Origin of the sequence: Candidatus Caccoplasma merdavium, assembly GCA_018715595.1 — a bacterium.
Lineage (GTDB): Bacteria > Bacteroidota > Bacteroidia > Bacteroidales > UBA11471 > Caccoplasma > Caccoplasma merdavium.
This window is the reverse complement of sequence record DVLI01000020.1, coordinates 124,298-145,543: the sequence shown is the minus strand read 5'-3', so window position 1 is coordinate 145,543 and position 21,246 is coordinate 124,298. Positions and strand designations below refer to the sequence as shown.

Annotated in this window: 18 protein-coding genes; 7 read left to right on the top strand and 11 right to left on the bottom strand. The window is 51.7% G+C overall.

Features of this window, described 5'->3' with window-relative positions; translation table 11 throughout:
• Positions 1–5: 5 nt before the first annotated feature.
• From IAD09_07350 to IAD09_07325, 6 genes are read right to left on the bottom strand one after another with little or no spacing between them, the layout of a single operon-like run.
• Positions 6–590: an electron transport complex subunit E gene (locus tag IAD09_07350; protein ID HIT82035.1), complete on the bottom strand. Its 585-nt coding sequence runs from the start codon at positions 588–590 to the stop codon at positions 6–8.
• Positions 583–1,206, bottom strand: coding sequence for an RnfABCDGE type electron transport complex subunit G (locus IAD09_07345; GenBank protein HIT82034.1), 624 nt, complete (start codon positions 1,204–1,206; stop codon positions 583–585). The genes IAD09_07350 and IAD09_07345 overlap by 8 nt, the downstream gene beginning before the upstream one ends.
• Positions 1,206–2,162 carry an RnfABCDGE type electron transport complex subunit D gene (locus IAD09_07340; GenBank protein ID HIT82033.1) on the bottom strand — a complete coding sequence of 319 codons (957 nt, stop codon included), beginning with the start codon at positions 2,160–2,162 and terminating at the stop codon, positions 1,206–1,208. Before IAD09_07340 ends, IAD09_07345 begins: the two co-directional genes overlap by 1 nt.
• Positions 2,163–2,185: 23 nt before the next feature.
• The gene (rsxC, locus tag IAD09_07335) at positions 2,186–3,520 is read right to left on the bottom strand and encodes an electron transport complex subunit RsxC (protein ID HIT82032.1); all 1,335 of its coding nucleotides are present in this window, start codon (positions 3,518–3,520) and stop codon (positions 2,186–2,188) included.
• A 40-nt stretch (positions 3,521–3,560) separates the two neighbouring features.
• Positions 3,561–4,511, bottom strand: coding sequence for a Fe-S cluster domain-containing protein (locus tag IAD09_07330; protein ID HIT82031.1), 951 nt, complete (start codon positions 4,509–4,511; stop codon positions 3,561–3,563).
• 22 nt (positions 4,512–4,533) lie between these two features.
• Positions 4,534–4,974: a SoxR reducing system RseC family protein gene (locus IAD09_07325; protein ID HIT82030.1), complete on the bottom strand. Its 441-nt coding sequence runs from the start codon at positions 4,972–4,974 to the stop codon at positions 4,534–4,536.
• A gap of 404 nt (positions 4,975–5,378) precedes the next feature.
• On the opposite strand from IAD09_07325, the gene IAD09_07320 reads away from it, so the two are divergent.
• Genes IAD09_07320 through IAD09_07300 form a run of 5 tightly spaced genes read left to right on the top strand, consistent with a single transcriptional unit; the run spans position 5,379 to position 9,456 of the window.
• On the top strand, positions 5,379–6,578 hold the full coding sequence (locus IAD09_07320; protein HIT82029.1) for a dTDP-glucose 4,6-dehydratase: 1,200 nt from the start codon (positions 5,379–5,381) through the stop codon (positions 6,576–6,578).
• 12 nt (positions 6,579–6,590) lie between these two features.
• Positions 6,591–7,475 carry a glucose-1-phosphate thymidylyltransferase RfbA gene (rfbA, locus tag IAD09_07315; protein ID HIT82028.1) on the top strand — a complete coding sequence of 295 codons (885 nt, stop codon included), beginning with the start codon at positions 6,591–6,593 and terminating at the stop codon, positions 7,473–7,475.
• 30 nt (positions 7,476–7,505) lie between these two features.
• Positions 7,506–7,910, top strand: a complete 405-nt coding sequence (locus IAD09_07310) for a WxcM-like domain-containing protein (GenBank protein HIT82027.1) — start codon at positions 7,506–7,508, stop codon at positions 7,908–7,910.
• The gene (locus tag IAD09_07305; GenBank protein HIT82026.1) at positions 7,907–8,326 is read left to right on the top strand and encodes a WxcM-like domain-containing protein; all 420 of its coding nucleotides are present in this window, start codon (positions 7,907–7,909) and stop codon (positions 8,324–8,326) included. The genes IAD09_07310 and IAD09_07305 overlap by 4 nt, the downstream gene beginning before the upstream one ends.
• A complete protein-coding gene (locus IAD09_07300) occupies positions 8,323–9,456 on the top strand; it encodes a DegT/DnrJ/EryC1/StrS family aminotransferase (GenBank protein HIT82025.1) in 1,134 nt (377 codons plus the stop codon). Before IAD09_07305 ends, IAD09_07300 begins: the two co-directional genes overlap by 4 nt.
• Here IAD09_07300 and IAD09_07295 read toward each other — a convergent pair.
• The 3 genes from IAD09_07295 to IAD09_07285 form a co-directional block, all read right to left on the bottom strand.
• Positions 9,453–10,658, bottom strand: a complete 1,206-nt coding sequence (locus IAD09_07295; GenBank protein ID HIT82024.1) for a BamA/TamA family outer membrane protein — start codon at positions 10,656–10,658, stop codon at positions 9,453–9,455. The genes IAD09_07300 and IAD09_07295 overlap by 4 nt on opposite strands.
• 68 nt (positions 10,659–10,726) lie before the next feature.
• Positions 10,727–12,463, bottom strand: coding sequence for a serine protease (locus tag IAD09_07290; protein HIT82023.1), 1,737 nt, complete (start codon positions 12,461–12,463; stop codon positions 10,727–10,729).
• Between the two features lie 18 nt (positions 12,464–12,481).
• Complete coding sequence (locus tag IAD09_07285) at positions 12,482–14,065, bottom strand: DUF3078 domain-containing protein (protein HIT82022.1); 1,584 nt, start codon at positions 14,063–14,065, stop codon at positions 12,482–12,484.
• Positions 14,066–14,336: 271 nt separating this feature from the next.
• Between IAD09_07285 and IAD09_07280 the strand changes: the two genes are divergently transcribed.
• Positions 14,337–15,941, top strand: a complete 1,605-nt coding sequence (locus IAD09_07280) for a CTP synthase (GenBank protein ID HIT82021.1) — start codon at positions 14,337–14,339, stop codon at positions 15,939–15,941.
• Between the two features lie 28 nt (positions 15,942–15,969).
• On the top strand, positions 15,970–17,868 hold the full coding sequence (gene yidC / locus IAD09_07275) for a membrane protein insertase YidC (protein ID HIT82020.1): 1,899 nt from the start codon (positions 15,970–15,972) through the stop codon (positions 17,866–17,868).
• A 413-nt stretch (positions 17,869–18,281) separates the two neighbouring features.
• On the opposite strand, the gene IAD09_07270 is transcribed toward yidC, so the two are convergent.
• Positions 18,282–20,450: a S46 family peptidase gene (locus IAD09_07270; GenBank protein HIT82019.1), complete on the bottom strand. Its 2,169-nt coding sequence runs from the start codon at positions 20,448–20,450 to the stop codon at positions 18,282–18,284.
• A gap of 83 nt (positions 20,451–20,533) precedes the next feature.
• On the bottom strand, positions 20,534–21,235 hold the full coding sequence (locus tag IAD09_07265; GenBank protein ID HIT82018.1) for a HesA/MoeB/ThiF family protein: 702 nt from the start codon (positions 21,233–21,235) through the stop codon (positions 20,534–20,536).
• Between the last annotated feature and the right edge of the window lie 11 nt (positions 21,236–21,246).

Sequence of the window (21,246 nt, the reverse complement as noted above, 5' to 3'; positions counted from 1 at the left end):
ATCGCTTATTTGGTTTTAAGTTTATTGACGAGGGCGATGAGGTATCCCAAAACGATAAATGCCCCGGGAGCCAATACGAAGATGAGTGAGCCATATTGCTCGGGGTAGATGCCGATGTTGAAGATTTTACCCGTGCCGAGAAATTCGCGCACGCTTCCCAATATCGTAAGGGCGATGGTGAAGCCGATGCCAATTCCCACGCCATCGAGCATCGAGTCGAAAGCATTGTTCTTTGCTGCGAAAGCTTCGGCGCGACCCAATACGATGCAGTTTACCACGATAAGGGGAATGAAGAGCCCGAGGCTTTCGTAGAGGTCAGGCACATAAGCCTCCATGCACATTTGCAGTATGGTCACAAACGTGGCGATGACGACGATGTAACACGGAATGCGCACTTTGTCGGGTACAATGTCCTTGATTAAGGATATGACAATGTTGGAGCATATAAGCACGAACATGGTGGCCAAGCCCATGCTCATTCCATTCATGGCCGACGAAGTCGTGGCCAGCGTAGGGCACATACCCAGCAATAGTACGAATGTCGGGTTCTCTGTGATGATTCCGTTAAGAATGATTTTAAACTTATTCATGACTGGCCTCCTTTCCTGTTTGAGTCGTTGCGCTAGTAGTGGCGTCGTTGTTGGTATATGCGGCATAGGCGTTGGCTATGGCATCGAGGAATGCGCGAGAACTGATGGTGGCCGCCGTGATGGCATCGACCGACCCTCCGTCTTTTTTCACGGTGAGGTTGTCCGTGGCCGGGTTTTTACCCAATACGCTTTGGTCCCCTTTGTCGGTTCTGAACCATTCTTCCATTTTCGAGCCGAGCCCGGGAGTTTCGGCGTGGCTCAATACCCGGTAGTTGCGTATTGTACCGTCGGCATTGAATCCTACCATGACCGATATTTCCCCACCAAAGCCAATGGAAGTTTTGCTTTGCACGGCTGCACCGGCTTTCTTACCCTCCTTTTCTGCCGGGAAAACCGTCAGATCGAGACCATTTATCGTTACGGTATATGCCTCTTCGATGGGAGAGTTGTCAAAGTCGGGGGCAACCTCTTTTACCGCATTTTCCTGTTTCAGTTTCTTCGACAGTGCGATAGGCTCTTTGGTGATGTTGTAGACATATCCCAAAAGTGCGCCCGTAATGACGGAGATGACCGTCAGCACTACGAGCATGTTTCCGAAAGTTGATTGCTTTGCCATTATTTTTTTACCTCCCCAAATCGTTTAGGTTTCACATATTTGTTGATGAGCGGCGTTACGGCGTTCATAATCAGAATGGCAAATGACATACCCTCGGGATAGGCACCCCAGCGGCGAATGATGATGGTGAGCAATCCGATGCAGATACCATAGATGACCATGCCTTTGTGGGTCATGGGCGAAGTAACGTAGTCGGTGGCCATGAAGATGGCGCCGAGCAACATACCACCCAGCAGCAACTGTTGCAGGGCTTCGGTGGCTTCAAATCCGTTGGTGAGCCAGGAGAAGATGAAGGCCGTTGCCAATATCGACACGGGAATGTGCCAAGTGATGACTTTGGTGATGAGCATGTAGGCAAAACCTATGAGCAAGGCGATGGCTCCGATTTCACCGAGGCTGCCACCCACATTACCCAGCAACATGTCGGTCGTTGTGGCTTCGATGGGGAGACCTTGTTTGAGCAGGCCCAGCGGGGTGGCTGCGGTCTCGGCATCGAGGTATTGGGTGGTGAGCACGTCGGGTTTGGGCCAAGTGGTCATCTGCACGGGGAATGAGATGAGCAGGAATACACGACCCACGAGGGCGGGGTTGAAAATGTTGTTGCCCAGTCCGCCGAACGACATTTTACCGATACCGATGGCTACGAGCGCACCGATGAGGATAATCCATATCGGAAGGTTTGCCGGTACGTTGAAGGCCAGCAGTACGCCGGTGAGAATGGCCGAGCCGTCCGATACGGTGGGTTTTACTTTCAGAATGAATTTTTGAATGAGGTACTCAAAAAGTACGCACGCCACAACCGACGTGAGGGTCACTATCAAGGCTCCTACGCCAAAAAAGTATAGCGACACCAGAAAGGCCGGTATCAAGGCTATCAGCACATTGTACATGCATTTGGGAATAGAGTTCCCGCTGTGTACATGTGGTGAAGGTGATACAATAAAAGTCTGATTCATAATAGCTGTTTTTCTTGAATTACTTATTTGGCGTTGCGGCTGCGAATGATGGCGCCGACTTTGGCTTTTCCTTGACGTATGAAGTCGAGCAGCGGCCGGTGTGCCGGGCAGGTGAAGCTACATGAGCCGCATTCGATGCAGTCCATGACGTGTTCTTCCTCGGCGCATTCCCAGTTTTGATAGGTTGATGCTTTTGCCAGTACGTTGGGGGCCAGGCCCATGGGGCAGGCCGACACGCATTTGGCGCAACGGATACAGGGTTCCATCTCTTTGCGACGCGATTCGAGGTCGCGAATGAGAAGTACACCCGAGCAACCTTTTGTTGTGGCCATGTCGGTCGATACGACGGCTTTACCCATCATGGGACCACCCGAGATGACCTTTTCGGTGTCTTGGGGCAGGCCACCGCACATGTCGATGAGTTGGCTGATGGGGGTGCCGATGCGAACGCGCAGGTTCGACGGTTTGGCCAACGATTTGCCGGTTACCGTTACGATGCGTTCTACGAGCGGCTTGTTTTTCTGCACGGCTTCGTACACGGCAAATGCCGTTCCCACGTTTTGTACGACGGCGCCGGTGGCGATGGGCAGGCCTCCGCTGGGCACCTGACGACGGATAACGGCGTCGATGAGTTGTTTTTCACCGCCTTGCGGGTATTTCACTTTCAGCGGGCAGATTTCGATGGCCGGATAGTTGGCGGCCAGTGCCTGCATGTGTGCGATGGCGTCGGGTTTGTTGTTTTCGATGCCGATGACGGCACGGTCGACGTTGATGGCCTTGCGCAGGATTTCAGTACCGACCAGTATCTCTTCGCCTTTTTCCATCATGAGCTGGTGGTCGGAGGTGAGGTAAGGTTCACACTCTACGGCGTTGATGATGAGTATGGTGGCCGTCATTCCCGGGGGAGGGGTGAGCTTTACATGGGTGGGGAATGTGGCACCGCCCAAACCTACGATACCGCACTCTTTGATGCGGTCGATGATGGCTTTGGCGTCGAGTTTGCATTCTTTTACGAGGGTTTCGCTCCGGTCGATGCTTTCTTCCCATTCATCTCCTTCGACATCGATGATGATGGCCGGACGTTGGTATCCGGCGGCGTCGATGGCCGTATCTATCTTGGCAACGGTTCCCGAAACGGGAGAGTGAATATTGGCCGAAACAAATCCGCCGGCTTGTGCCAGAAGGGTGCCCACTTTCACTTTGTCGCCTTTGGCAACGACAGCTTGCGCCGGGGCTCCGATGTGCTGAGAGAGCATCACGACGGCTTGCTTGGGAAGAGCCGCTGTGATGATTGCTTCTCCGGCAGATAGTTTATTCTCGGGGGGGTGTACCCCGCCTATCCGAAATGTTTTTAACATATCTGTTTGTTTTATGCTGTTAATGGACTAATGTAGGTGTCTATGCTTTGTTCTCGGGCGTTTCGGCCTTCGGTTCCTCGGCTTTGGGAGCAGCCGGTTTCACTTCGGGTGTTTCGGCCTTCGGCATAACCGGTTTTACCTCAGAGGCTTCAACTTTCGGCTCGGCCGGTTTGCGGGGCGGGAAGTTGATGGCGTGTATGGCTCCTGTCGGGCATACGGCTTCGCATTTGCGGCACAAGCGACATTTCTGGTAGTCGATGTAAGCCACGTTGTTGGTAACGGTGATGGCATCGAAAGGACACTCCTTGGCGCATTTGCCGCAACCGATGCAGGCGGCCGTACAGGCTTTGCGGGCTACGGCACCTTTGTCTTTGTTGACGCAACTTACATACATGCGACGCGATTTAGGCCCTTTGTTGCGCAACTCGATGATGCCCTTGGGACAGGCTTTTACGCAAGCGCCGCAAGCCGTACACAACTCTTCGTCGACCTCGGGCAGGCGTGTCTCGGGGTTGATGTGAATGGCTCCGAACGAGCAGGCGTTTTCACAATCGCCGTTGCCCAGGCAACCATAGGAGCAACCTGTCTCTCCGCTGTATAAGGCGGCTTCGATAGCGCAGGTCGATGCTCCGTCATAGTGGCTGGTTTTTTTCCGGTTGGCGCAAGTGCCGTTGCAACGCACGACAGCGACTTTCGGAGTTACTTCACCGACCTCCATACCCAATATGGTGGCGATTTTTGCCATGACGGGCGCGCCACCCACGGGGCACAACATACCATCGAGAGAGTCGGCTTTCACGCAAGCGGCAGCAAATCCGCCACAACCCGGGTATCCACAGCCACCGCAGTTGGCTCCGGGGAGTACGGCTTCGACTTGTCCGTTGCGCGGGTCTTCATAGACTTTGAACTTTTGGGCGACAAAGTACAAGATAATTGCACTTATAGCTCCAATACCCCCCAATGAGAGGGTCGCAATCCATACTAAACTCATTTCTTCTTAATTTATAATAGGTTTATAGGTTTTCACTTTGATGTTGCGGCTCGACGGTAAATACCAGCGATTTTTTTATTTTTTTGCGCAACAGGTACAATGCCAGGTAGTAGGGCAGCAGCGACAGCAGCGCCGAAACGCCGGCAACGGCTTCGTCGTGGGAGATGAAGTATGCGCCCGCCAAAACGCAGCATATCATCACAAGCGGGTACAAAAATGCGAGCCGCAGAGCTTGGTTGCTCATGGCTTCGGTACCCACGACCCATACGGGTTGTCCCACATATAAATCGGGTGTGTAACAAGTCGTTTCGATGATTTTTTCACTCCGGTCCGCTGCCGTACATGCCGATTTCACATGGCAGCCCGCGCAGGCCGAGTGCTGTATGATTCGGACATAAACGGTCGTCCCATCTATCTGCGTGATGGTGCCTTCGTGTTTTACATGCGTATTTTTCTTGCCCATTTTGCTATCTCAACATGGCAATATTTAATGAGGCAAAAGTAGATATTATTTCGCTACCGACCAATAAAAAACACAAAAAAAATAGGAGCCCTTTAAATAATGTTTGAGAATAAATTCTCATCATGTGTGACATGCCCCATCATGGCAGCTATTGCTTCGTCCTGCGATTATGGGGGAAATCTAAAAAGATGTTATCTCTGCGACGATGAGTCGTGTGTGGCTGTGTGCCGTTGTCCATGCCGATTTCCTGTCTGATTTTCCCCCCCCCCCCCCGGAAAGCCGCCATACAGCCTTTTTGACGGCATGCTTCGGGTTTGCACCCTTCGGCCGTAAAGTTTGCTGGGGTAAAAGACGGAAGATTCCCGAAAAATATGTATCTTGCGGCCTCAATTCAAAACATAGCTATGAAAACCTATTTAGTAACCGGCGCGGCCGGTTTTATCGGAGCGAACTTTGTAAAATACATGTTGAAGAAATATGACGACATTGCCATCGTCATTCTCGACAAACTCACATATGCCGGAAATCTCGGAACCATCAAAGAGGAATTGAAAGACGCCCGCGTGGAATTCGTGCGCGGCGATATTATCAATGCCGAGTTGGTTTCGAACATTTTTACCCGTCGTTCGATCGATTATGTCGTCAATTTTGCGGCCGAGTCGCACGTCGATCGCAGCATTACCAATCCGCAACTCTTCTTGCAGACCAACATCTTGGGTACACAGAATATGCTCGAATGTGCCAAGAAGGCTTGGACCACCGGGAAAGACGCGCAAGGCTATCCCACCTATATGCCCGGAAAAAAATTCTTGCAGGTATCGACCGATGAAGTCTATGGGTCGCTTTCGAAAGACTATGACACGCCGCAGCCGCTCCACATCGAGGACGAAGGCGTGCGCCGCGTCGTGAAGGGCCGTTCGCACATACAGACCTACGGGAAGAAATTCTTTACCGAGGAAACGCCCCTCGACCCCCGTTCGCCCTATTCCTCGTCGAAGACCGGAGCCGACCTCATCGTGCGCGCTTATCACGAGACCTACAAAATGCCGGTCAATATCACCCGTTGTTCCAACAATTACGGCCCGTACCATTTCCCCGAGAAACTCATACCCCTTATCATAAAGAACATACTCGAAGGTCGCAAACTTCCCGTATATGGCAAGGGCGACAATGTGCGCGACTGGCTCTACGTCGAGGACCATGCCAAGGCCATCGACATGGTGCTCTCCGGAGGTCGTGTGGGGGAAGTCTATAACATCGGCGGTTTCAATGAGGAAACAAATATCAACATCGTGAAACTCACCATCGACACGATTGCCCGGTTGATGAAGGAAGAGCCCCGTTATCAAGCGGTCTTGAAGACTTCGCTCGAAAACATCAACTACGACCTCATTACCTATGTGGGTGACCGCTTGGGGCATGACATGCGCTATGCCATCGACCCCTCGAAGACGGCCCGCGAGCTGGGTTGGTATCCCGAGACCCCGTTCGAAACAGGCATCGAAAAGACCATACGCTGGTATCTCGAACATCAGGATTGGGTCGATGAGGTCGTCAGCGGCGACTATCAGAAATATTACGAACAGATGTATTCCAACCGATAACCTCGATAAACCATGAAAGGAATAGTTTTGGCCGGCGGGTCGGGCACGCGCCTTTACCCGATAACGATGGGTGTCAGCAAGCAGATGCTGCCCATATATGACAAACCCATGATTTACTATCCCATATCGGTCCTCATGTTGGCCGGTATCCGCGATATACTCATCATTTCCACTCCCTACGACCTGCCGGGATTCCGGCGCCTGTTGGGCGATGGTTCGCAGTTCGGCGTCCGTTTCGAGTATGCCGAGCAGCCTTCACCCGATGGCTTGGCACAAGCCTTTATCATTGGCGAAAAGTTCATCGGTGACGACACCGCCTGTCTGGTATTGGGGGATAATATTTTTTACGGACAGAGTTTCTCGTCGATGCTTTCTGTGGCCGTGAAGAATGCCGAGGAGGGGCTGGCCACCGTTTTCGGTTACCGGGTGAGCGACCCCGAGCGTTATGGCGTAGCCGCTTTCGATGCCGATGGCAATGTGACCTCCATCGAAGAAAAACCGGCTCACCCCAAAAGCAATTATGCCGTGGTGGGTCTCTATTTCTACCCCAACAAGGTCGTGGACATCGCCAAGACCATCAAACCCTCGCCGCGAGGAGAGTTGGAGATAACGTCGGTCAACCAGGAATTCCTGGCGGCCGGAGAGCTCAAAGTGCAGCTCATGGGCCGAGGTTTCGCGTGGCTCGATACCGGCACGCACGATTCCCTGTTCGAGGCTTCGGCATTCATCGAGACCATAGAGCATCGCCAGGGTTGGAAAGTGGCATGCCTCGAAGAGATTGCCTACAACCAAGGTTGGATTACCACCGAACAGCTCCTGAAACAGGCCGAGCCGATGAAGAAAAACCAGTATGGCCAATATCTGATTGCTCTTGCCCGCGAAAACGGGGAAAAGTAACCTCTCGCCGATACCCGTAAAAATGTCGACATGATTGAGGGCGTAAGAAAAATCGACTTGCCGAAAATCGAGGACCGGAGAGGAAACCTCTCTTTTATCGAGAGCGGACGACACCTCCCGTTCGACATCAGGCGCGCCTATTGGATATATGATGTCCCCGGCGGGCAATACCGCGGCGGACACGCCTACCGCACCCAGGAAGAGTTCATTGTCGCCCTTTCGGGAAGTTTCGAGCTTGTCGTGCGCGATGCTTCGGGGCGAAGCGAGCGTTTTTTCCTGAACCGTTCCTATTACGGCATATACCTGCCGGCTCTTACTTGGCGGCAGTTGACCGATTTCTCGACCAACTCCCTGGCACTGGTATTGTCGTCGGCGGCCTTTGACGAAGGCGATTACATATACGATTTCGACGAGTACAAAAGATTGAGTCTATGACACACCCCTCGGTCCACGATTGTGAGTTGATGACGTTGCCCCGCATCTATGACCCGGGGGGGAATATCACGCCGCTGCATGGGGGGCGAGACCTCCCGTTCGAGATACGGCGCATCTTTTACCTTTATGATATTCCCGGCGGTGAATCGCGCGGAGCCCACGCGCACAAGTTGTGTCATCAACTGATTGTCGCCGCGGCAGGGGCTTTTGAAGTCTTTCTCGATGATGGTCGCGAACAGCGTGTCGTGACGTTGAATCGCCCCTACTATGGCCTGCATATACCACCCGGAATATGGGCGGCGCAGCGCGAATTTTCTTCCAGTTCCATCTGTCTCGTGTTGGCGTCGGACTTTTACGAGGAGGCCGATTACATTCGCGACTATGACGAGTTCATTCGATATACCCGACAGCCATGAAGTTCCAGGATTTGCAGAAAATCAATGCACGTTATGCCGATGCCTTGAAGCAGGCCGCCGCCGCGGTCATCGATTCGGGGTGGTATCTGTCGGGGCAGCAGGTGGCCGGTTTCGAAAGCCGTTTGGCAACTTACCTCGGCGTGCCGCATGTCGTGGCTTGCGGGAACGGTCTCGATGCCTTGCGCCTTATCCTGCGGGCTTATGTCGAAATGGGAAAACTCTCGGCCGGTGATGAAGTCATCGTGCCGGCCAATACCTATGTGGCGACCGTCCTGGCCATCACCGACAACCATCTCACCCCCCGCTTTGTCGAACCTTCGGCATCGACCCACAATCTCGATTCCCAACGCATCGAGTCGGCCATGACGTCACGCACTCGGGCTGTGCTTCCGGTGCATCTCTATGGCCGTTGTTGTTGGGATACGACATTGGTCGAAGTCGCCCGTGCACACCATTTGCTGGTGGTCGAAGACGCCGCGCAGGCCATGGGTGCCGAAGCTCCCTGCGAGGGACTTTTCGGAGGTCGCAAAGCCGGTGCTTTGGGACACGCCGCAGGCATCAGTTTCTATCCGTCGAAAAATTTAGGCGCTTTGGGCGACGGGGGAGCCGTTGCCACGCACGATGCGGAGTTGGCACAAACCGTTCGCGCTTTGGCCAATTACGGTTCGGAGCGTCGCTATTACAATAAATATCGGGGGTATAACAGCCGGTTAGATGAATTGCAGGCCGCTTTCCTCACGGTGAAACTGGCCTATCTCGACGAGGACAACCGCAGCCGCCGCAGGCTGGCGGCCCTTTATGATCGTGCCATTACGGCCCCCGATGTCATAAAACCTCTCTTGGACGAGGGGGACATTTATCACCAATATGTCGTGCGGGTTCCTCACCGGCAAAAGTTGATAGAGGCTCTCCGACAACAGCAGATACCCACGCTCATACATTATCCCGTGCCTCCGCACAAGCAGGCTTGCTATGCCTGTTATCACGACTTGTCGTTGCCGCTTGCCGAGCAGTTGGCCGATGAGGTGCTCTCGTTGCCCATCTCGCCGGTGATGAGCGAGGAAGAGGTCTTGACGGTGGCACAGGCCATTAATGAATTCTATAAAAAAGAGGCGGAGGCGAGAGGCTAAAACGCTTCGTTGATGTTGAACATGAAGCCGGTTTTGAAATCCTTCCCGAACCCTAAATCCAGTCGCACGTTGACCCGGCTCTTGAATTCCCAGCGGTAACCGATACCGAAATTGGGCAGTGTCTTGGCGAAGTCGAACGAGTGAAAATTCTCGAACACATTTCCGGCTCCCACCCACACGGCAATGCCGTTGCGGCGCCAAATGCGTTGACGCAATTCGAGTTGGGCTTCCATGAGATTGTTATCACGGTATTGTCCCTCGTAGTAGCCGCGCATGCGGAACATGCCGCCAAGCCGGCTCTTCATGGTCCACGGCACGTCCCCGTAATTGAATCGCCCATGGAGGTCAAGCGCCAATATGCCCCCTTTCCACACCTTCTGATAGACATCGAAAATAAGGTCGGTCATCATGAAATCATATTTGTTGCCCAAGAATGCGGGATAGAAGCCTTGCTCTATTTTCAGGTAGATACCTTTGTGGGCATCGGTGATGACGTCCCGGCTGTCATATACGATTGAGGCTCCTGCACCGGGGGTTAATACACGGGGGCTTTCTCCGTCGATGATTTGTTCCAGGGTGCGGGGGTCGGCCTCGTCCTTCTTGGTGAAATTAGTGCCCCTTACAAAGTCGAAACTGGCCATTGGCCCGATAAACAAGTTGTCGGAGAGCCGGAAAAGGAAATCGACTTTTATTTGCGACTGCAATCGGAGATAACTCCAATAATAGGAGCTGCTGCCGGCATCATATCCTATGCCCCAGTAGTTGCTGGGCATGGAGTAAAAATATACCGTATACAGCAGCCGGTACTTGTCTTTGGGAAGAATATGCGTGCCCCGAATGCCGAGCATATAGAACCCCGATATGGAAACATTTCCAAACAGAGAAACGTTCGACGGCTGAATGCTCAGGTCGCTGCGGTCGCTGCGATACAGGCCGGCAGCCATGATGCCGATGCCGAGGTTGGTAGCGCTGGAATATTGGGGCCCGCCTATGAAGCTGATGTCGAATTTTTTCTCCGGTTTGGGCTTGTTGGCATTTCTGAAATAATCGCCTATTTTCCTGAAAAAGGTACTCTTTTTTGTCTCCGTCGAGTCCTGGGATAGAGCTTGCTGGTTTGATATTCCTGTGCTATCTTCCTGGACATAAGATGCCTGTGCGACGCTGTCGGTTGGTGTGGCGAGCAGGCCGCATAAGAATGCCATGACAAGAAACCATGTCCGGGCAGGAGGGAAAAGAGCCTTTTGATTGGGTAGGAGTGAAAGAGGTCGCATTAGGGTTGTGTGGTGGGTGATGACGAATAAAGGTTTAACCATTCGGCGGCGGATTTGTTCCCGCAGGCGGCGGCATTTTGCATATCTGACAGGGCTTTGGCCTGCTCGTTTATGGCGAGATGGGAGAGAGCCCGATAATAATAGACGGTCGATTGCAGTTGCGCGTTGTCGATGAGGTCCGAGAGAATTTTTAGGGCCACATCGTATTTCTCCAAGAAATAGCAGGCCAGTCCTTTTATCATGAGCGTGTAATCGTCCGATTGGATTTTCAACGCGGCTTCGATGCTGGCCATGGCTCCCTCATAATCTTGAAATGCCATTTGGCACAACGACAAGTTGCAATAGATCGAGGCTTGCAACTGTTTGCTGTCGGTTTTCGCATCAAAGCTGCGCAACGCCTGGTGGTAGTCGACAAGCGCATTTTCCCGGGCGTCGAGTTTCTCCCAGCAGCAACCCCGCAGATAATAGGCACCGGCATTGTGTGGATTTTCTGTCAGTATTTGTGTGAGTAGAGCCACCGCCTCATTATATCGACCGGTGTGGTAGAGTTTTTTCGCATCGAGAAACGGGGTCGGCTCCACATCTTGGTCATTTGTCTCATTGAGTATGTAACGGGGCCTGTCTTCGTCGGCGGGTTGGTAGTTGACCAGTACGAGGACGACGAATTTTTTGTTCGTCGCAACGATTTCTGTCAGCTGGCGTCCCGTCGGGGCCGGGGTGGCCGAGAACCCGTCCAATTCGTCGCATCGCTCGATAAGCTTCCACAGGAAGTTGGCCTTGATGGCAAGTTTGGGATAATAGTCGATATACATGGCCGAATTGACGGCAAGTACGTTCCCGTCTTTGTCGAACAGGGGGCTCCCGCTGCTGCCTTCTTCGATGGAAACGGTCGTCTGGCAGCGCGACGGATAGTAATTGTCGGTCGTGGCACTGATGATGCCGGTGGTCGTTTTGGGGTTGATGCCCAACCGGGTAATGGCCGGATAGCTTATGGAAAAACAATATTCCCCTTCAATGGGCTCGTCGCGACGAATGCCGTAGGGAATCTCTCCGAAGGTGGTAAAATCGGGGTCCTCTATTTTCAAGATGGCCAAGTCGTTGGGCTTGTCGGTGGCAACAATCCGGGCTTTGTAGGAATGTTCGAACGAGCCGTTTACTCCGCATATCGAAATGTGTTGCGAGGATTTTACCACATGATGGTTGGTAACGATGTAGCCGTCCGGTGTTATGGCAAATCCCGAGCCGAGCGAAATGTCGTCGGTGGGCTTTGGATAGTCGATTTGAGGGAAGAGGCGGGTGAATACGATTTCTTGGAGCTGTTGTTTGAAAACAAACGAATCGGGCGAAAATTCGATATATGTTTCTCTTCCTACCGGTTCGTTGGTTTGCGTGAACGGATTGTGCCCCCAGATGCGATAATATTCCTCGTAGTTGGTCATTTCGAGAAAATAGTCGACCATGCCGGGTTCGGCATTCTCACCTTCGAGCTGAATGACCCGGTACCGTAAATTTTCTGGAAATCGCTCATCTTCAAATCTTTCAATAACATAAATTTTTCCGTTGCTCGATTCCCATATGCCCTCGATGATTTCGAGCGTACCATTTGCGACACGCTCGCTGATGATTTCTTTGGCCTTGGCCATGTCATAGTTTGCCACCTTGAATCGGCTGTATGCGGGTGTGGCGAGCACGGCCAGAAGCAAGAAGATGAGTATATGAGTATATCGTCTTGTCATACCCCAAGGCATCATTTTTTAAATACGGAAGAAGAGTCCGAAACTCAACATCTCTTTGATTTGGAGGAATGACCCTCTCTCATTGGGTTCGGCACTGTCGTCGTAGCGCATCTTAAATTCGAGTTTGGTAGAAAAATAACGGTTCAGAATAAAATTGAACGTGTTTTCAAAATCTACCTGCACATGCTTGTAGGAGGTGAAGTAATAGATACGCGACGAGATATACATGTTGCGCATGAATTCCCATTTCACTGTGGCGTCGAATGACGAACCGAATTGGTGTAGGATTTTCTTTCCCTCTTCTATACCATATTTTGTGGGGTCCATCTTTTCGTCGATGCAAGTTTTCAGGTTGTAAGAAAATGGCGATACCGATGCCGATGAGGTGAACGCCTTGTTTTTGCTGGTGTAGTTGTGGCTCATACCGAGGTTGTAACTTAGTTCCCCGGGCGACAAGAATGAAGCTGTTCGTGTATCGGTGTTTTTCTTGTAGTTGTTGAAAAATTGAGTCTTGAAATATAGGCTGGTCGAGTAGTAGATGTTCCCGAATGCTTTGTAGCCGAATTTACTGTCGATGCGGAACAAGTCTTCGCTGATGCTGTAATTGCGCAGCGTGTCGTCGGGTGCACTGCTGATGTTGAGGTTCCATTGCACCTTGTTCTCAAAAATTATTTTGTCTTTATAATCTTTGTAGTTGAGCGAGTAGGTTTGTGAACCGATGAGGTTGAGGTTGCTTGTACCACCCTGATACCAGTTCTCCGATATATATATTTGGGAAATTTGCAACGAATTGTATAGGGTCGAAATCCAGTGTTTCAATTTTATGGGGCGGCCTTGAATGTCAAATTCCCGGGGTGCCGACGGCCCCTTCACCATGAGCATCTCTCTCCGTTTTTTCATGCGTTCGAGATGTATGGCTTTGGGCATCTTTTCGGGGGTGTAATGCACCTTCTCGGGGTGGGCGACAATGGCTACGGCTTGTGCGTAATCGCCCAATTCGGCCTGTTGTTTGTCTCGGTCGATGTTGTTTACCCGTCGGGTCAGGGAGTAGGGCGTGTCGCGATGTGAGCGATGAGGTGCATTTGGGTCATACAGCCCGGGCTTTTTGTCGGGACGTTGTCCGTCGAATATGATGGGGAGAAAAATCGGGTTGACCGGAATCTCGTTCGACGGAGCAATCGTGAAGCGGTTTTTCGACTCCCGCAAAATAGCTTGTGCCCGTGCACACATTTGCAGAGGACGGGGTTTGGGCGGAATTCTTCGCAGGGTGTCTTTGGGGGAAATTGCCGCAGCGAGGGTATCGCGCACGGGTGTTGCCGGGGTTTCGACAAGAATGTCTTTCCCCGCGATGCTGTCGAGCTTGTTTAGCAAATCCTCGCTGATGAGGGTGCTGTCTTCGATATATTGTGTCGTCACATATATGGTGTCTCTCACCAGCCGGGTGGTGTCGATGTGTATATCGACACGCGCGCTGTCTTTCACTTCGAGACTGTCGATGAGTGAAAATATGTTTTCGATGAGGCGGTTCAGGCTGTCGGGCATTGACGATGTGTCGACCGGAGGCTTTTGTGTGACGAGTTTCGGCGCCGATTGTGCTGCCATGGCAAATAACAGAATTATCAACAACGGAAAACAGTGCCTGGCAAAACGTCGAGAGAAGCGTGTGTATGCTGTGGTGATGCCCATACGTTGGTCATGTGAGTCGTCGGAAATAGTGGACAAATATAGTGAAAAAAAACTTCTTCCCGAAATATAAATTCCTTAATCTTGCGAAAACAATTCCCTTCGATAATTAATCGCTTTTTTCATGGCTTAATCCCAACTTTTTTCTAATTTTGCACTTTGAAAAGTTCGCATTAAAAATTCCTATACAGTGAATACAAAGTATATTTTCGTTACAGGCGGTGTCGTATCATCGTTGGGTAAAGGTATTATTTCGGCCTCGTTGGCCAAACTTTTGCAGGCGAGAGGTTATAAGGTGACGATTCAAAAGTTCGACCCTTATATCAACATCGACCCGGGTACATTGAATCCCTATGAGCATGGTGAGTGCTATGTTACCGTCGACGGCCACGAAGCCGACCTCGACTTGGGCCACTACGAGCGGTTTACCAACATACAGACTACGCGTGCCAATAACATCACGACCGGTCGCATCTACCAGAATGTCATCGAAAAAGAACGCCGGGGCGATTATCTCGGGAAAACCGTGCAGATAATCCCCCACATTACCGATGAAATCAAACGCAACGTCAAGTTGCTGGGCTCGAAAAACAATTACGATTTTGTCATCACCGAGATTGGCGGAACCGTGGGCGACATCGAGTCATTGCCGTTTATCGAGAGTGTGCGGCAGTTGCGTTGGGAAATGGGAAAGGATTGCTTGTGCATACACTTGACCTATGTGCCTTTCATCGCGGCCGCCAAGGAGTTGAAGACGAAACCCACCCAGCACTCGGTAAAACAGTTGCAGGAGGTCGGTATCCAGCCCGATATCCTCGTCTTGCGCACCGAGCATCAGTTGAGCGTTGAGTTGCGTCGTAAAGTCGCCCTTTTCTGCAACGTGGAACCCGATGCCGTCATTCAATCTATCGATGTTCCCTCGATTTATGAAGTGCCCTTGAAGATGCAGGAGCAAAAACTCGATGAGATTGTTTTGCGGAAGACCGGTATGGAGATAGGTCCCTGCCCTGAGTTGAAACCTTGGCGCGAATTCCTTTCGCACATGCAAAATGCCAAGGAGTCGGTACGCATCGGCCTTGTCGGCAAGTATGTGGAGTTGCAGGATGCTTACAAGTCGATAAATGAAGCTCTCTTCCAGGCAGCAACCTACAACAATCGCAAACTCGATTTGCAATATATCCATTCGGAGAAACTGAACGAAAGCAATGTCGAGGAAAAACTCGCGTCGATGGACGGTCTGATTATTGCCCCCGGTTTCGGCCAACGGGGTATCGAAGGCAAATTCGTGGCGTTGAAATATGCCCGCGAGCACGACGTTCCCACCTTTGGCATCTGTCTGGGCATGCAATGTATGGTCATCGAGTATGCTCGTGACGTGCTCGGCTATAAAGATGCCAACTCGACCGAGATGGACGTCAATACGCCTCACAATGTCATCGACCTGATGGAGAGTCAGAAGTGTATTTCCAATATGGGCGGAACCATGCGCCTGGGTGAATATGACTGTGTGTTGAAAGAAGGCTCCAAGGTAGCACAGGCGTATGGCAAGACCCACATCAAAGAGCGTCACCGTCACCGTTTCGAGTTTAATGGCGACTACCGTGCCGAGTTTGAAGCGGCCGGAATGCAGTGTGTGGGCGAGAACCCCGATACCCATCTCGTCGAAGTGGTCGAAGTTCCGTCGCTCACCTGGTATGTCGGTGTACAGTACCACCCCGAGTACAACAGTACCGTGTTGAATCCCAACCCGTTGTTCCTTAGCTTCATCAAAGCGGTCATAGCACACAAAAAATAATTATTTGCCTATTTCATAAGATTCCACAATGGACAAAAACACAATCATCGGCTTTCTACTTATGGCCGTCGTCCTTTTCGGCTACACATGGTATATGCAGCCGTCGCCCGAGCAGAAAGCCGCCATGCAGCGTTACCAAGACTCGTTGTTGCAGGTCGAAAATGCCCGTTTGGCACAACTCGATAACGAGGCACAGCTTCCCGTTGCTACCACTCCCGAGGAGGTAGCCGTCGATGAGCACACAGCCCGTTTGCGCAATGAATATGTCGATTTTGCTCCTTTTGCCGAAGGAGAAGAGGAGTTGATAACCCTCTCCAATCCCCAGTTGACCCTGACTTTCTCGACCCGGGGTGGCCGGCTTGCACAAGCGGTACTCAACGAATACAGCACCTACGACTCCCTGCCGTTGATGCTTTTCAACCAAGAGAACAATGCCTATGGTTTCATCTTCAAGACACGAGGGCGTACCATCGATACCGATGAGCTCTATTTCGTTCCCGAGCTTTCGGCCGACAACCGTACCCTCTCGATGAAACTTCCCTTCGAAAATGGCAGTTCCTTTGAGATTCGTTACACCCTTCCCGCCGAGGGATACATGCTCGATATGCAACTTTACCAGAACGGTATGGAGCAGATTTTGCCGCGCAATACGGTCGATCTCGACATGTATTGGAACCAGAAACTGCGCCGGCAGGAGCGGGGACGCATGTTTGAGGAGCGCAACAGTGCCCTTTATTACAAATTCCTAGGGTCAGACGTCGAACGTCTCAGCGAGACCAAAGACGAGCATGAGAGCCTCTCTACCGGTCTGCAATGGATTGGTTTCAAGAACCAGTTCTTCTCCTCGGTACTCATAGCCGATCATAAGTTCAACGGCGCCCGTTTGGAATCGACCGTTTTGCCCGAAGACAACCACTACCTCAAAAATTACAAGGCCGCGACGACAATCGATTATGACCCCATGACAGCCGAAGGTCCTTCGTTCCGCTTCTTCCTCGGCCCCAACCTTTATCCGCTTCTCAAAAGCTACGACAAGGGTCTTGACTCCGACGACAAGTTGCAACTGCCCAAACTCATACCTCTGGGTTACAAGTTCTTCCGTTGGATCAATACCGGAATCATTATTCCCATCTTTACCTTCTTGGGCAAATACTTTACCAATTATGGTGTCATCATACTCCTCATGACGCTTATCATCAAAGCCGTGCTGATGCCTCTGACCTTCAAGTCTTATATGTCGAGCGCACGCATGAGGGTGTTGAAACCCCAGGTCGAAGAAATCAACGCCAAATATCCCGGTCAGGACAAGGCTCTCGAACGCCAGCAGGCAACGATGGAGCTCTACCGCAATGCCGGGGTGAATCCCATGAGCGGCTGTCTGCCGTTGCTTTTGCAGATGCCTATCCTCTTGGCCATGTTTGCGTTCTTCCCCTCATCGATAGAGTTGCGTCAGCAACCGTTCCTCTGGGCCGACGACCTCTCTTCTTACGATGCCATTTTCTCTTGGAATGCTTACATTCCCATCATTACGCCCTATTTTGGTAACCACATCAGCCTCTTCTGCCTATTGATGACCATCACCAATATTCTCTACACCAAAATCAATATGGACAGTACGGGCGGCGGTCAGCAGATGCCGGGTATGAAACTCATGATGTATCTCATGCCGTTGATGTTCCTTTTCATCTTCAACAATTATGCATCGGGATTGAGCTACTACTATTTCGTGTCGCTCCTCATCACGATTATTCAGACCTATATTTTCCGCAAATGCATCAATGAGGAAAAGGTATTGGCCAAATTGAAAGAAAATCAAAAGAAACCGCGCAAGAAATCGGGTTTCTTGGCTCGTCTCGAAGAGGCTCAACGCCAGCAACAGGCTGCTCTCAAACGCCAACAGCAGCAACAACAACGCCGTCGTCGTTAGGAAAAGAGACGAAGACGATATAAGCCTTAGGGGAACTCGGCATGTGCCGCGTTTCCCCTTTTCTTTTCCCGGCGGGACGTTCCAGGGTTATGGATTATGGCGTTGTTGTGGCGTGTTGTGGAGTAGAGTAGAGTAGAGTAGATGTCCCCCCCTACGAGTTAGAACGGTCGGCTGTTTCCCCGTTGATGGGGTGATGGAGAACGCCCGAAGCCTTGTCCCTCCCCGTGTGAAATGGCCCATTGGACGAAACGTCTTGTCGTATAGAGAAGGGGACAGGGGGGAATAAACGGTGGAAGCGCGTTTTTATGACGAAAGGAAAAATACCCTTGCCATTTTCAACCCCGTCCAAATACAAGGGGTCGTATCAAAATTCTTGATACAACCCCTTGGGTATGATGGGAGGATAGTCGTAATTAAGGATTGATAATCAGTTCGTCGAGCAGGTAGTCGGCATTGGCATATTTGTCGATGATAAAGAGAATGTAACGTATGTCGGTGATAATGGAGCGTTGGTAGCGGCTCTGGTATTGTATGTCACCCGTGATGCCTTCCCAGTTGCGGTCGAAGTTGATACCTACCAGTTCGCCCCGGCTGTTGAGCACGGGACTGCCCGAGTTCCCACCTGTCGTGTGGGTATTGGCAATGAAATTGACGGGCATTCGTCCTTGCTCGTTTGCATAGAAACCGAAATCTTTTTTTCGGTAGAGTTCTTTCAGTTTCTTATCTACCACAAATTCCCAGTTTGTCGGGTCTTCTTTTTCCATGACTCCATCGAGGGTCGTTGCGAAATTATAGGTAATGGCATTTGCGGGGGAATATGATTTTACCTGACCGTAGGTGAGTCGCAGCGTGAAGTTGGCGTCGGGATAGTTGGCTTTGTCGGCGTGCAGGAGCAACTGGCCGGCGATATACGATTTTTGGGCGTTGGCAATCTCCTTGTCAATGGGTTGCAGTTCCTCGTTGATGCGACGTGCTTCTTCCTTGATGGCACGGGCATACTTCACCATGCCGTCGTTTTCAAGAAGTTTGAGGTTGGGACGTTTTTTCCATTTTTCGTATTTGTCGGGATTGACAAACAAGGAGTTTTCGAACAGGTTATCGACATATTTCCCGATGTCGCCCTTGTGTTTGCGGTTGATGGTTTTGAAGAACGACGGGTAATATTCGGGTGCAATGCTGTCGGCATACATTTTCAGCATGGCCTTGGCGATGCGGCGGTCGACGTCGGGGGCATAATCTTTGTCATAGAACGTGTAGTAGAGCTTGTCAAATGCTTCGAGGGCAGCCCGTCGGGTCGAGTCGTTGCCGTTCAAACCTTCTTTGAGTGTGTCGAAGTTGGTCGGTACACGGCTGCATTCGGTGCCTATCCACAAGGCTTCGAGCAGGTATTGCATGCGTTTTTTCAGTCCGGCGCGTTTTTGCACTTCGTGGGCAATTATATCCACGGCTTCGCGGTATTCGGCGATGTCATTGTCCCACCCCCAGTTGAGGAGCTCGTTCATTTGACGCTCTTTGAGATAGGCCGTCGATTGCAGGTCGATCATGATGTTCATGCCTTTGCTGCTCTTGTAGCTGTTGGTCGAGGAGGCATATTTCCCGGCGTATTGTATGCGCACTTTGGGGTCGGCAAGCATGGCATTGAGCATGAGCCTTTGGCGCAGGTCTCTCACGTTGATGCGTATTTGGTTGTCGATTTCTTTCCGTTCCTTGACTTCGGCCGGGGTGTAATAGTGGTTGGTGCGTCCGGGGAAGCCCATGATCATGACAAAGTCGTTCTCCTTGACGCCTCTGATACTGAGGTCGAAATATTTTTTCGGTCGCAGGGGCACGTTGCAGGTGTCGTAGGGGGCAGGGTTGCCCAAAGAGTCGGCATAGACGCGGAATATGGAGAAATCGCCTGTGTGTCGCGGCCATTCCCAGTTGTCGGTATCGGCACCGAATTTCCCGATGGAAGAGGGGGGCGCGGCGACCATGCGCACATCGGGATAGACCTTTTGGGTGAACATGTAGTAGCGGTTGCCTCCGTAGAAGGGCTTGATGATGACCGTCGTACCGGGATTGTTTTCCAGGAAATCTTTCCCTACGCGTTTCTCGGCCAGCGAGTTGAGAAATTGGGTATTGAGATATTTCATCTCGATGTGGCTGGTGTCCTTCTCCAACTCTTCTTCGACATAGTCGGTCACCTCCTCGATTTTGTCGATGAATGTCACCGTGAGTCCCGGATTGGGCAACTCTTCTTTGCGGTTTTTGGCCCAAAATCCATTGGTGAGCAGGTCGTTGTCGACGCTGCTGTGAGCCTGTATGTAGTCATAACCGCAGTGGTGGTTGGTCAGGACGAGACCTTGCGGCGAAATGACTTCGCCGGTGCAACCGTTGCCGAAAATGACCACGGCATCTTTCAGCGACACCGAGTCGGGGTGGTAAATGTCTTCGGCGCAGATTTCGAGGCCGAGACCTTTCATCTGTTCGATGTTTTGCCCTTTGAGTAGCGGGAGGAGCCACATGCCTTCATCGGCATGAGTCGGGAAAAGGGGTAGCGCGGCCAAGACCAACGCACAAAGAAGGTGCACTTTGTTTTTCATAGAGGTTCGATTTTGGGTGGAAACGCAAAGCGAATATGTGAAAAAAATTTGGTTCCCGCAAGGTTTTCACCCATTTTGCATGGCTAAATGTCGAGCGTGTAGCTTTCCATCGTGAGCAAGTCGATGGTGAAAAGCCGATTGTAGAGCGGTTCTCCGCAGCCGGTGATGAGTTTGATGACCTCGGCGGCCTCGATGCTGCCGATGACACCGGGTGTGGGGCCGATGACACCCGCCGGCACGGCGTGTCGCGACGAGAGGGTGGCTCGGTCGGGAAACAGTTGTGCATATCGTTTCCCTTTGTCGCCGTCGAATACCGACACTTGCCCCCGGAAACCTTCGATGCTTCCGTAGACATAGGGCTTTTGCAAACGGTGGCACCAGTCGTCGAGAAGGTATCGGGTGGCGTAGTTGTCGCACCCGTCGACAATGATGTCATAGGGCGTGATGATGTCGGCGGCATTTTTTTCGGTGAGGAAGTGCGGATAGGTGTCGATGCGGCATTTCCCGTTCTGTCCTGCCAAGGTGGCTCGGGCACATTCGACCTTGCTCTTCCCGGTTTCATCTTCGGTGTAGAGAATCTGTCGTTGCAGGTTGCTTTCCGATACGGTGTCACCGTCGATAAGACCTATGCGGCCTATTCCGGCGGCACAGAGGTAGAGGGCGATGGGCGAACCCAGCCCGCCGGCTCCGACGATGAGTACCGAAGCCCGCTCCAAAGCCTGCTGGCCCGAGATGCCTATCTCGGGCAGCATGACTTGGCGGGCGTAACGTTCCGATGGCGTCATGAGTATTCTCG

Excerpts from the sequence above, each read along its gene's own strand:
- IAD09_07350 (HIT82035.1), bottom strand. The coding sequence starts at position 590 with ATGAATAAGTTTAAAATCATTCTTAACGGAATCATCACAGAGAACCCG.
- IAD09_07345 (HIT82034.1), bottom strand. The coding sequence starts at position 1,206 with ATGGCAAAGCAATCAACTTTCGGAAACATGCTCGTAGTGCTGACGGTC.
- IAD09_07340 (HIT82033.1), bottom strand. The coding sequence starts at position 2,162 with ATGAATCAGACTTTTATTGTATCACCTTCACCACATGTACACAGCGGG.
- rsxC (HIT82032.1), bottom strand. The coding sequence starts at position 3,520 with ATGTTAAAAACATTTCGGATAGGCGGGGTACACCCCCCCGAGAATAAA.
- IAD09_07330 (HIT82031.1), bottom strand. The coding sequence starts at position 4,511 with ATGAGTTTAGTATGGATTGCGACCCTCTCATTGGGGGGTATTGGAGCT.
- IAD09_07325 (HIT82030.1), bottom strand. The coding sequence starts at position 4,974 with ATGGGCAAGAAAAATACGCATGTAAAACACGAAGGCACCATCACGCAG.
- IAD09_07320 (HIT82029.1), top strand. The coding sequence starts at position 5,379 with ATGAAAACCTATTTAGTAACCGGCGCGGCCGGTTTTATCGGAGCGAAC.
- rfbA (HIT82028.1), top strand. The coding sequence starts at position 6,591 with ATGAAAGGAATAGTTTTGGCCGGCGGGTCGGGCACGCGCCTTTACCCG.
- IAD09_07310 (HIT82027.1), top strand. The coding sequence starts at position 7,506 with ATGATTGAGGGCGTAAGAAAAATCGACTTGCCGAAAATCGAGGACCGG.
- IAD09_07305 (HIT82026.1), top strand. The coding sequence starts at position 7,907 with ATGACACACCCCTCGGTCCACGATTGTGAGTTGATGACGTTGCCCCGC.
- IAD09_07300 (HIT82025.1), top strand. The coding sequence starts at position 8,323 with ATGAAGTTCCAGGATTTGCAGAAAATCAATGCACGTTATGCCGATGCC.
- IAD09_07295 (HIT82024.1), bottom strand. The coding sequence starts at position 10,658 with ATGGCATTCTTATGCGGCCTGCTCGCCACACCAACCGACAGCGTCGCA.
- IAD09_07290 (HIT82023.1), bottom strand. The coding sequence starts at position 12,463 with ATGACAAGACGATATACTCATATACTCATCTTCTTGCTTCTGGCCGTG.
- IAD09_07285 (HIT82022.1), bottom strand. The coding sequence starts at position 14,065 with ATGGCAGCACAATCGGCGCCGAAACTCGTCACACAAAAGCCTCCGGTC.
- yidC (HIT82020.1), top strand. The coding sequence starts at position 15,970 with ATGGACAAAAACACAATCATCGGCTTTCTACTTATGGCCGTCGTCCTT.
- IAD09_07270 (HIT82019.1), bottom strand. The coding sequence starts at position 20,450 with ATGAAAAACAAAGTGCACCTTCTTTGTGCGTTGGTCTTGGCCGCGCTA.
- IAD09_07265 (HIT82018.1), bottom strand. The coding sequence starts at position 21,235 with ATGACGCCATCGGAACGTTACGCCCGCCAAGTCATGCTGCCCGAGATA.